Source organism: Buttiauxella brennerae ATCC 51605, from assembly GCF_001654925.1.
Classification (GTDB): domain Bacteria; phylum Pseudomonadota; class Gammaproteobacteria; order Enterobacterales; family Enterobacteriaceae; genus Buttiauxella; species Buttiauxella brennerae.
In genome coordinates this window covers 19610-31195 of sequence record NZ_LXER01000035.1, presented here as the reverse complement: position 1 = coordinate 31195, position 11586 = coordinate 19610, and the positions used below count along the sequence as shown (strand labels likewise).

Annotated in this window: 11 protein-coding genes; 5 read left to right on the top strand and 6 right to left on the bottom strand. The window is 52.3% G+C overall.

Annotated features, from left to right (window positions below; genetic code table 11):
• Positions 1-5 precede the first annotated feature (5 nt).
• The 6 genes from fabY to M975_RS19210 all read right to left on the bottom strand — a co-directional run bounded on the left by fabY (position 6) and on the right by M975_RS19210 (position 4818).
• Complete coding sequence (gene fabY, locus M975_RS19235; RefSeq protein ID WP_064561484.1) at positions 6-947, bottom strand: fatty acid biosynthesis protein FabY; 942 nt, start codon at positions 945-947, stop codon at positions 6-8.
• Positions 948-991: 44 nt separating this feature from the next.
• A complete protein-coding gene (gene dtd, locus M975_RS19230) occupies positions 992-1429 on the bottom strand; it encodes a D-aminoacyl-tRNA deacylase (protein ID WP_064561483.1) in 438 nt (145 codons plus the stop codon).
• Positions 1426-2298, bottom strand: a complete 873-nt coding sequence (locus M975_RS19225) for a virulence factor BrkB family protein (protein ID WP_064561482.1) — start codon at positions 2296-2298, stop codon at positions 1426-1428. Before M975_RS19225 ends, dtd begins: the two co-directional genes overlap by 4 nt.
• Complete coding sequence (yihX, locus tag M975_RS19220; protein WP_064561481.1) at positions 2295-2891, bottom strand: glucose-1-phosphatase; 597 nt, start codon at positions 2889-2891, stop codon at positions 2295-2297. Before yihX ends, M975_RS19225 begins: the two co-directional genes overlap by 4 nt.
• 202 nt (positions 2892-3093) lie before the next feature.
• Complete coding sequence (locus tag M975_RS19215; protein WP_064561480.1) at positions 3094-3885, bottom strand: DeoR/GlpR family DNA-binding transcription regulator; 792 nt, start codon at positions 3883-3885, stop codon at positions 3094-3096.
• A 36-nt stretch (positions 3886-3921) separates the two neighbouring features.
• The gene (locus M975_RS19210) at positions 3922-4818 is read right to left on the bottom strand and encodes a sugar kinase (protein ID WP_064561479.1); all 897 of its coding nucleotides are present in this window, start codon (positions 4816-4818) and stop codon (positions 3922-3924) included.
• Between the two features lie 196 nt (positions 4819-5014).
• Here M975_RS19210 and yihU point away from each other — a divergent pair, with 196 nt between their 5' ends.
• From yihU to M975_RS19185, 5 genes are read left to right on the top strand one after another with little or no spacing between them, the layout of a single operon-like run.
• Positions 5015-5905 (top strand): sulfolactaldehyde 3-reductase, encoded by an 891-nt coding sequence (yihU, locus tag M975_RS19205; protein WP_064561478.1) that lies wholly within the window; start codon positions 5015-5017, stop codon positions 5903-5905.
• A gap of 20 nt (positions 5906-5925) precedes the next feature.
• Entirely contained in the window at positions 5926-6801 is an 876-nt protein-coding gene (yihT, locus tag M975_RS19200) for a sulfofructosephosphate aldolase (protein WP_064561477.1), read from the top strand.
• A 16-nt stretch (positions 6802-6817) separates the two neighbouring features.
• On the top strand, positions 6818-8059 hold the full coding sequence (yihS, locus tag M975_RS19195) for a sulfoquinovose isomerase (protein WP_064561476.1): 1242 nt from the start codon (positions 6818-6820) through the stop codon (positions 8057-8059).
• A gap of 35 nt (positions 8060-8094) precedes the next feature.
• Entirely contained in the window at positions 8095-10134 is a 2040-nt protein-coding gene (locus tag M975_RS19190) for an alpha-glucosidase (RefSeq protein WP_064561475.1), read from the top strand.
• Positions 10135-10181: 47 nt separating this feature from the next.
• The gene (locus M975_RS19185; protein WP_064561474.1) at positions 10182-11582 is read left to right on the top strand and encodes an MFS transporter; all 1401 of its coding nucleotides are present in this window, start codon (positions 10182-10184) and stop codon (positions 11580-11582) included.
• The last annotated feature ends 4 nt before the right edge of the window (positions 11583-11586 follow it).

Below are 11586 nucleotides of genomic sequence, written 5' to 3'. Positions count from 1 at the left end.
GGTGATTATTCTTCTTCGTTCCCGCCTTCCTCTAGCGGGCCAAACGGCCTGGCGGGTAAAACTAAATACACGCCTTCAAATACCGCACCTTGCGTGTCATCGCCAAAAAGCTCAACTTGCAATGCAACGCGAGCTTTGCGGCCGCGGGCAAGTCTGTCCAAATCGCCGCTTAACGAACCTAAATCTGCAATCGCACCCGGCCTTCCGGTGATCGGGCTGCTATATCGGATATGCGCATCAGCCAGAATAATCGTCCCGCCGAGGTGGCGTTCACGCAGCATCAGCCAAATCAGCCCCCAGCCGGTCAGCGTCGCAAGCGAGAAAAGACTGCCCGCGAATAAGGTCTGGTGAGGATTTTGATTTCCCGCTTCGGGCATCGTCGTGATGAATTTCTGCCCGGTGTATTGCAAGATACGCACGCCCATCTTCTCGCTCAGCGGAATATGTTCGTACCAGGCCTGCTGTAACTGCCCGCACCAGTCTGCGCGATGGAGAATATCATCGAGCGAGGCGACCGGTTTAATCATTAAAAAGTGGCGAATGGGAGTGGTGGAAGGCGTGGTGATTTCACCCTGGTTCTCAAAACCGAGCTTAGCAAAAAACTCTACGGCGTCTTCACGTGCGCTACATACCACACGTTTAACCCCTTCCTGGCGCGCGACAGTTTCCAGCGTCATTGCCACCAGCGTACCCAGACCTTTGTCTTGCACCGAGGGGTGAACCGCCATAAAACGGATCGCTGCTTCGTTATCAGCATTGATGTACAGGCGGCCAATAGCCACAGGATTGCCCTCTTCGTCCACCACCATCTGGTGGTGAGCTAAGGCATCCCAGGCGTCACGTTCTGAGCCTTTGGGTTGATGCAGCGGCTTGCGCAACATCTCCCAGCGAAACTGGTAATAGAGCTCAAGCTCTTCTTCGGTTTGCGGTACGCGAAGGTGATACATACATGTACTCTCTCTTGTTACGCGGGACCGTAATTGCTGCGAATTCAGACCTGTAACCAAAACGTCACCGGGCCATCATTGGTCAGACTGACTTGCATGTCGGCGGCGAAGCGCCCTGTCTCGGCAACAATGCCCTGCTGCCGGCAGCGTTGAACAAAGTAGTCATATAACTCTTCAGCAAGCTGTGGCGCCGCGCCACCAGAGAAACTCGGGCGCATACCGCGTTCGGTATCAGCGGCAAGGGTAAACTGCGATACCACCAGCACACTGCCACCGGCTTGCTGAACGTTCAGATTCATCTTGTCGCTTTCATCGCCAAAAATACGATAACCCAGAACCCGTTCACAAAGGCGATTGGCTTTCTGTTCGTTATCTTCTTTTTCGACACCCAATAACACCAAAAGTCCCGGGCCAATTTCACCCGTCACTTCACCGTCCACAGTGACGCGAGCGTGGGTGACACGCTGAATTAATGCAATCATGGTTCTTCCAATTCTTCCTGCTGTGCTTCGATGCGAAGTCTTCGGTAATCGCCGAGAGTGACAGTAATTTCGGCTCCGAGCAACACGATACACCAGGTCCAATAGACCCAGACAAATAAAATGGGGATCACGGCTAACACGCCGTAAATCAATTGATAAGAAGGGAACATGGTGATGTAGAGGGCAAAACCTTTCTTCCCAAGCTCAAATAAAAGAGCGGCCACCAGCGAACCAACCAGTGCATCTCGCACCGGGACGCGAGTGGTTGGAACAATGCTATATAGCATCCAGAATGACAGCCAGGAGAGCAGTAACGGAAAGATACGCAACACAATATCAATCGTGCTGTTAAAGCCCGTCACCCAGCGCAGCGAAAGCAGATACGAACTAATCGCCAGACTCGCACCCGCCAGTAATGGCCCGAGGGTTAAAATCATCCAGTAGACGGCAAACGAATAGATTTTTGGCCTTGTGCGGGTGCTGCGCCAGATGGTATTGAGCGCACTGTCCACGGCATACATCAGCAGCAATGCGGTGACGATAAGCCCGCAGGCACCCACTGCAGTCATCTTGTTGGAGTTAGCAACAAACTGTTCGATATAACGCTGGATGATATCGCCCGTCGCGGGCAGAAAATTTGAGAACACAAAATGCCGGAGTTGGACACTGACGTCGGCAAACATCGGGAACGCTGCAAACAACGCAAACACAACCGCAACCAAAGGCACCAGCGAGAGTAATGACACGTATGCCAGGTTACCTGCAAGCGTAGTCATATTGTCCTGGTCGATGCGATGCCAGAGCAACTTCCCCCAGGCTATACAGGGCCTGAGGTGGTTACTCGTTTTGCGATGAATATCTTTTATCATAGATTTTTTGCGAAATAACCGGGCACCGTCTCTTTTCCGGTCACCAAAATACTGGTGATACCCAACTGTTGAGCTCCCTTTATATTATCGGCGTTGTCGTCAAAAAAGACCGCTTCACTTGCAGAAAAACCTTCTGTTTCGAGGAGTTTTTGGTAGATCTCTGCATCGGGTTTACGCATTCCCATTTCCTGAGACAGATAGATTTTATCTGCCGCCTCGGCGATTTGCGGATATTCACCGGGCCAGAAATAAGTGTGTAAACGGTTGGTGTTAGAGAGCACCACGACACGATGCCCCTGTTCACGAAGCTTGTTCATGACAGCGATAACGTCCGGACGTAAGCCAACAAAAATAGCCTGCCAGCCTGCAGAAAACTGATCAAAGCTCAACGCCATGCCCATTTCTTCGCATACCGCAGCAGCAAATTCTTCGTCGCTAATTTGCCCACGTTCATGGCGCTGGAAAGCCTCGCCCATCACAAAGCTTTTTTGCAAATTCGCCAGCGGCACGCGGCTGTAATCACTCCATACCCCCATCACGCGGTTGAAGTCGATATCAACAATGACGTTGCCTAAATCAAAGATATACAACATAAGCCTCTCCTTTGCGTATGGAGAAATAACTGTAGCGGTAATAGAAGAAGGTGGATAGTGCGTGTTACAACAACAGCTCAACGAATGCGAGCCAGATCGTTAATCAGTGAAACGTGACCGCAAGATACCCCCTCTATAAAGCCAGTACCTGATATTTTGCGGTTACGTCGCCAGGGTTTAACCTTCGCGTCGGTTAGTCGGGCTATTCCTGCACCCCCAACTCAGAAACCACCAACTCAACATGCTCATTTTCCAGCAATGTTTTAAATGAAGCCGTTGGGATTTGGTCGGTAAATAACGCAGTGGCTTGTTTCACATTGCCAATTTCTACCGCAGCTGACGCATGGAATTTAGTCGAGTCTGCCGCCACCAAAACATGTCGTGAATGCTTCATCATCGCTTTCACCACGCTGACTTCGTTCACGTCAAAATCCAGCAACGCGCCATCGGGTTCAATGGCACCCACGCTGGTTATCAGGTAATCCGCGCGGAAACCTTCCACAAAACTGGTCGCCGCTGGCCCGACTATGCCGCCATTATGCGGGCGCAATGTGCCGCCCGGCACCATCACTTCAAAACGCGGGTTCTTATACAGGATATGCGCCACGCGCAGGCTGTTGGTAATAATGCGCAACCGGTCATGGTTCATCAACGCACGCGCAATATGCTCAACTGTGGTGCCAATGGTGATGAAAACCGTCGAACCATCGGGAATGAAGTCCGCAATCGCTTCAGCGATGGCCATTTTCTCGCTCGTCAACGACACTTCTCGTTGTTCGAATGCCACGTTTACCACACTCGATGCACGCCCCGCGCCACCGTGATGGCGGGTAATCAGTCCTTGATCGCTCAACTTACGAATATCCCGGCGTACCGTTTGGGTCGAAACGTCCAGCAGTTGCGCTAGCTCGTCGATATTCATGTAGCCACGCTCGGCAATCAGCTGTAATAACAGGTCATGGCGCGGGTTGCCGGTTAACTCAGTGATGCTCATGCACATTCTCCTAAAATGACCGCCTCGAGGTGTATTTTATACAAAAAGGGACATGAAAGAGTCAGTTTGATCACAGTCAGGTATTCCCGCACGCCCACCCGGACGAGTGCATTTCAAAGCCGCAACCGCGTTGGCAAAGCGTACAGCTTCATATATCTCAATATCTTTCGCTAATTTTACGGCTAATGCCCCGTGGAAAACGTCTCCGGCTCCGGTGGTATCCACCACTTCAACCCGAAACCCAGCATGATGGCGCAACTCATTATTTTCTAACCAATAACAGCCAGATTTCCCTTGAGTGACATAAACATGTCCATTTGTGATCGCTTGTGCTCGTTTTAGTGCTAATAGTAGGTCACCTTCACCACTCAGGCGCTGCAGGCCCGGCGCAGAAAATGCCGCGTGATCCGCCAACGCCACCAGCTCAGAGATATCTTGCGGGGTTATATCAGCATCCAGAACCGTTGTGACTCCCACAGACCGCGCCAAAGTGAATGCTGTTTTCGCTCCCTGATGCCAACGCACATCTGCTAACACCACGTCATAAGCCGTGAAATCAATCTCATGCAGCCAGCTTGCGTCTTCCGACAGTTCAGGGCTTGGGTAATTCACGATAATCCGCTCGCCTTGTTCATCTACCAGAATCGCTGATTGCGATGAGTTGGCATTTTTACAACGCCGCGAAAATGCCGTGTTAACCCCCCAATTCTCCAGTTCATCTAACAGAACTTTCCCCGTTGCGTCATCGCCCACGCGCCCGATGAAATCGACATACGCCCCGAGCCTTGCCGCAGCCACTGCAGCTGTTGCTGCTGGACCACCGCCCACTTCACGATAATGCTGCGCCACATATTTCCCACCGCATTCAGGTAATCGGTTCAGGTAATAGAGTCGGTCTTGTACCGCAATTCCCACGCACGCTATTCGAATCACATCACTTTCCTTTCGCTGTTTTTGACTTCGACAGCGCATAAATCAACCGCCGATCACATGGGGCTTATTGTAATTCCATCAATTGTTAAAAGAGTGACGGCTGTCAATTTTTTAACCATAAATTACAAATACGATCAAAAACAGACAACAATAATGACAACACCTAACAGAAAATGACATTCACCCAGGAGGATACATGAGCAGTGTCGCTTTTATCGGTTTAGGGCAAATGGGTGCGCCAATGGCGCGCAATTTGCTCAAACAAGGGCATCGGTTAGCGGTGTTCGATTTGAACGCTGAGGCCGTAAACGCACTGGTTCAGCTTGGTGCCAGCGCCAGTAAAAACGCCGCCGAGGCCGCGCAAGATGCCGAATTCGTAATAACCATGCTGCCAAACGGCGATCTGGTTCGGGAAACGTTATTAGGCGAAAACGGTGTGTGCCAGACGCTGAGTAAATCCGCGCTAATCATTGATATGTCGACCATTCACCCGCTGCAAACTGACCTCCTGATTAGCGATTTAGCCAGCGGTGGTTTCAGCATGATGGACGTGCCTGTTGGGCGCACTTCCGATCACGCCATCGCCGGAACGCTTTTGCTACTGGCTGGCGGCACACCACAACAAGTCGAACGCGCCAGACCGCTACTGATGGCGATGGGATCCGAGCTTATCGAAGCTGGCGGGCCAGGTATGGGTATCCGCGTGAAGCTCATCAACAACTACATGAGCATCGCACTGAATGCGCTTTCCGCCGAAGCCGCCGTGCTTTGCGAGGCCCTCGGTCTTTCCTTCGAAGTGGCGATGCAAGTCATGAGCGGAACACCTGCGGGCAAAGGCCATTTCACCACTTCCTGGCCGAACAAAGTGCTGAAAGGCGACCTCACTCCCGCCTTCATGATTGACCTCGCCCATAAAGATTTGGGTATCGCGCTAGATGTCGCCAACCAGCTGCATGTGCCGATGCCGTTGGGCGCGGCCTCCCGCGAAGTTTACAACCAGGCCCGCGCCGCCGGACGTGGACGCCAGGACTGGAGCGCAATTTTAGAGCAGGTACGTAACAGTGCCGGGATTAATCACAAAAATTAGTTATTTCATAAGGATAGAAAATGAATCACTACACACTTAAAGACATTACCCGGCCAAGCGGCGGTTTCGCCATGTTGGCGGTGGATCAACGCGAAGCGATGCGCCTGATGTTTGCCGCCGCAGGCAGCAAAGCGCCGGTTGCCGACCAGGTTTTGACGGATTTCAAAGTTAACGCCGCCAGGATTTTATCGCCATACGCATCAGCCATTCTGGTTGATCAGCAGTTTTGTTACCACCAGGTGGTTGAGCAAAACGCGCTGGCAAAAAGCTGCGCGATGATTGTTGCAGCCGATGAGTTTATCCCCGGCAACGGCATTCCCGTGGATAGCGTGGTGATTGATAAAAAAGTTGATCCGCAAGCGGTGAAACGTAACGGCGGCAAAGCCTTAAAGCTGCTGGTGTTGTGGCGCAGCGATGAAGATGCGCAGCAACGCCTGGAAATGGTGAAAGAGTTTAACCAGCTTTGCCATGCCAACGGCCTGCTGAGCATTATCGAACCGGTAGTTCGCCCGCCGCGCCGTGGCGATAAGTTCGACCGCGAACAAGCGATTATCGACGCCGCCAAAGAGCTGGGTGATAGCGGTTCCGACCTCTACAAAGTGGAAATGCCGCTTGCAGGAAAAGGCTCACGCCCTGAACTCCTCAAAGCTTCTCAACTCCTCAATGAACAAATCAACATGCCGTGGGTGATCCTTTCTTCAGGCATCGATGAAAAGCTTTTCCCACGAGCAGTGAGTGTTGCCATGACTGCTGGCGCATCAGGGTTTTTGGCTGGTCGCGCCGTCTGGTCTTCGGTTGTAGGTTTACCGGATACCGAAATGATGCTGCGTGATATTTCAGTACCGAAATTGCAGCGCCTGGGCGAAATCGTCGACGAAATGATGGCTCGCCGTTAACCGAGGGAATGTGACGATGAAATGGTTTAACACACTGAGCCACAACCGCTGGCTCGAGCAAGAAACTGACCGCATTTTCGATTTTGGCCGCAAATCTGTGGTGCCAACGGGATTTGGTTGGCTCGGTAATACCGGTCTGGTGAAAACGGACATGGGCACACATTTATGGGTCACCGCTCGTATGTTGCACGTTTACGCCGTCGCTGCGTCAATGGGCCGCCCTGGCGCTTATCAACTGGTTGAGCATGGCATCAACGCGCTCAATGGTGTGCTGCGCGATAAGCAATACGGCGGCTGGTATGCCTGCGTGAATGACGAAGGTGTGATTGATGCCTCGAAGCAAGGTTATCAGCATTTCTTTGTGTTGCTAGGCGCGGCAAGTGCGGTAACCACTGGCCACCCTCAGGCACTCAAACTGCTGGATGACGCCATCGACGTCATCGAAAAGTACTTCTGGAGCGAACAGGAACAAATGTGCCTGGAGTCGTGGGACGAAGCGTTCAGCAAGACGGAAGAATACCGTGGCGGCAATGCCAACATGCACGCAGTAGAAGCGTTTTTAATTGTTTACGATGTCACGCATGACCGCAAATGGCTCGACCGTGCGCAAAGAATTGCCTCGGTGATTATTCATGATGTGGCTCGCAGCGGCGAATATCGCGTCAATGAACATTTCGACGCCGACTGGAACCCAATCCGCGATTACAACAAAGACAATCCTGCTCACCGTTTCCGCGCCTACGGCGGCACGCCAGGCCACTGGATTGAATGGGGCCGCCTGATGCTGCACCTTCATGCGGCACTTGAAGCTCGTTTTGAAATACCTCCAGCCTGGTTGCTAGAAGACGCAAAAGGCTTGTTCAACGCGACCATCCGCGATGCCTGGGCACCCGACGGCGCAGAAGGTTTCGTATATTCCGTGGGTTGGGATGGTGAGCCAATTGTTCGTGAACGTGTGCGCTGGCCAATCGTTGAAGCCATGGGAACGGCATATGCGCTATTCACGGTAACCGGAGATGCACAGTACGAAACCTGGTATCAGAAATGGTGGGATTACTGCATTAAGTACCTGATGGATTACGAGAACGGTTCGTGGTGGCAGGAGTTGGATACCAACAATGAAGTGACCACCAAGGTCTGGGATGGCAAGCAGGATATTTACCATCTATTGCATTGCCTGGTGATCCCAAGATTGCCGCTAGCACCGGGTTTAGCGCCCGCAGTGGCCGCTGGTTTGTTGGATTGCAACGCCAAATAAACCACAACACGTACCCTACATTTACGGAGTTAATAATGGCCTTATCACAACAAAATTTAGAAAGCCTTGAACTCACCACGTTGAATGATGGCTTTGCCCTGAGCTGGCAGAATCGCCTGATTTTGCGGCACACCGCGCAAACGCCTTGCTTATGGGTGGGCGCGGGTGAAGCCGATATTGATATGTTCCGTGGCAATTTCAGCATCAAAGACAAGCTGGATGAAAAGATTGCCCTGACCGAAGCCGCCATCATCCCACAAGATGCGGGCTGGAGTGTCCGCTTCACACGCGGCGATACCGTGAATGCTACGCTGCATATCGGCATCGATGCCGAAGGCCGCCTTGAGCTGAAACTCAAAAACGACAGCGCCAGCCATAACCGCATCTGGCTGCGCCTTGCCGCGAAGCCAGAAGACCATATTTATGGTTGTGGCGAGCAGTTCTCTTACTTCGATTTGCGTGGCAAGCCGTTCCCGTTGTGGACCAGCGAGCAAGGTGTCGGGCGCAATAAACAGACTTATGTGACCTGGCAGGCCGACTGCAAAGAAAACGCGGGCGGCGATTATTACTGGACATTTTTCCCACAGCCGACATTCGTCAGCACGCAAAAGTATTACTGCCACGTTGAAAACAGCTGCTACATGAATTTCGATTTCAGCGCGCCAGACTTTCATGAACTGGCAATTTGGCAAGACCAGGTGGTGCTGCGCTTTGAATGTGCCGACAGCTACATTCAGTTGCTGGAAAAACTCACCGGTTTATTAGGCCGCCAGCCGGAAATGCCGGACTGGATTTATGACGGCGTGACGCTGGGCGTGCAGGGTGGCACCGAGGTTTGCCAGCAAAAACTCGATGTAATGCGCAAAGGCGGTGTCAAAGTTAACGGTATCTGGGCGCAGGACTGGTCGGGTATTCGCATGACGTCGTTTGGCAAACGCGTGATGTGGAACTGGCGCTGGAACGGCGATTTGTACCCTGAGCTGAATACGCGCATCAAACAATGGCAGTCCGAAGGCGTGCGTTTTCTTTCCTACATTAACCCTTATGTGGCAAGCGATCGCGACCAGTGCGAAGAAGCATCGAAGCTCGGCTATCTGACCAAAACTCATGACGGAAAGGATTACCACGTCGAGTTCGGCGAGTTTTACGCGGGCGTTATCGACTTAACCAATCCCGAAGCCTACGACTGGTACAAAGAACTCATCAAACGCAATCTGATCGAGCTTGGTTTTGGCGGTTGGATGGCGGATTTTGGCGAGTATTTACCAACCGATACCGTGCTGCATAACGGCGTTAGCGCTGAAGTCATGCATAACGCGTGGCCTGCGCTGTGGGCGAAGTGTAATTACGAAGCGCTTGAAGAAACCGGCAAGCTGGGCGAGGTGCTGTTCTTTATGCGTGCGGGTTATACCGGCAGCCAGAAATACTCGACGATGATGTGGGCTGGTGATCAGAACGTGGACTGGAGCCTGGACGATGGTCTGGCGTCAGTGATCCCGGCGGCGTTGTCGTTGGCTATGACCGGGCACGGTCTGCATCATAGCGATATCGGAGGTTACACCACGCTGTTCGATATGAAGCGCAGTAAAGAGTTGCTGATGCGCTGGTGCGAATTTAGCGCCTTCACGCCGATGATGCGCACACATGAAGGTAACCGTCCAGGCGATAACGTGCAATTCGATCACGATAGCGACATCATCGCGCAATTTGCCCGCATGACAACGGTATTCACCACGCTTAAGCCGTATATCAAACACGCCGTAGCGCTTAACTCTCAAAGCGGCTTACCAGTGATGCGCCCGTTATTCCTCCATTACGAAGACGACCCGCAAACCTACATACTGAAATATCAGTATCTGTTTGGCCGCGATTTGCTGGTCGCACCGGTTCATCAGCCAGGTAGCAGCGAATGGACGCTGTATTTGCCACAGGATAACTGGGTCAACCTATGGACGGGCGAATCGTACACCGGAGGCGGTGAAATTACCGTTGCTGCGCCAATCGGCCAACCCCCAGTGTTTTACCGGGCCACCAGCGAATGGGCCGAGCTGTTTACCTCGTTGCGCCATATCTGATATCCGTAACGGCGAGTACAAATCTCGCCGTCATAAGGAGAATAAAAATGAGTCATCAGACCGACAGCCGGGGCAGCGATCCGGCCACTTTATTGCTTCCGTTACGGGAAAAAATCGCCTATGGAATGGGCGACCTGGGTTCAAATATCTTGCTGGATATCGGCACACTTTACCTGCTGAAGTTCTATACCGACGTTTTAGGGCTGCCCGGCACTTACGGCGGCGTGATTTTCCTGATTGCCAAGTTTTTTACCGCGTTTACCGATATGGGCACGGGCATCATGCTCGATTCACGGCGCAAGATTGGGCCAAAAGGGAAATTCCGCCCGTTCGTGCTGTACGCGGCATTTCCCGTCACGTTACTGGCGATAGCTAACTTTGTCGGCACGGATTTCAGCATTACCGGCAAAACCGTAATGGCGACGGTGCTGTTCATGTTGTATGGCTTGTTCTTCAGCATGATGAACTGTTCTTACGGCGCGATGGTTCCGGCGATGACTAAAAACCCCAATGAACGTGCATCGCTGGCGGCGTGGCGACAAGGCGGTGCCACGCTCGGCCTGCTGTTGTGCACTGTCGGTTTTGTGCCGGTGATGAACATGGTCGATAACAATCCGCAACTGGGTTATATCGTGGCAGCAGCGTTGTTTAGCGCATTCGGCTTGTTCTTTATGTGGTGGTGTTATTCAGGCGTGAGAGAGCGTTATGTCGAAACCCAGCAACCTGCACCTGGGCACAAGCCGGGTTTGCTGCAATCATTCAAAGCTATCGCCGGAAACCGCCCGCTGTTTATTCTTTGCATCGCCAATTTGTGCACGCTCGGCGCATTTAACGTCAAACTGGCGATTCAGGTTTATTACACGCAATACGTGCTCAATGATCCACTGCTGCTTTCATACATGGGTTTTTTCAGCATGGGCTGTATTTTCTTCGGTGTGTTCCTGATGCCTTCTGCCGTGCGCCGCTTCGGCAAGAAAAAGGTCTATATCGCCGGGCTGCTTATTTGGGTAGTGGGAGATTTGCTCAACTACACGATGGGCGACAGTTCAGTCAGCTTCGTAATGTTCTCATGCCTGGCGTTCTTCGGCTCTGCGTTCGTCAACAGCCTGAACTGGGCGCTGGTTTCCGACACCGTGGAATACGGTGAATGGAGAACAGGCGTGCGCTCTGAAGGCACGGTCTATACCGGTTTCACCTTCTTCCGCAAGGTTTCGCAAGCATTGGCGGGCTTCTTCCCTGGTTTGATGCTGACGCAAATCGGCTATGTGCCAAACGTAGTGCAATCAGCCGGAACCGTTGAAGGGCTACGGCAGTTAATATTCATCTGGCCGAGCGCGCTGGCGGTGGTGACGATTATCGCGATGGGCTGCTTCTACAATCTGAATGAAAAAATGTACGTGCGGATTGTGGATGAGATTGAAAGCCGCAAACGGGCTGCTGCACATTAATAAG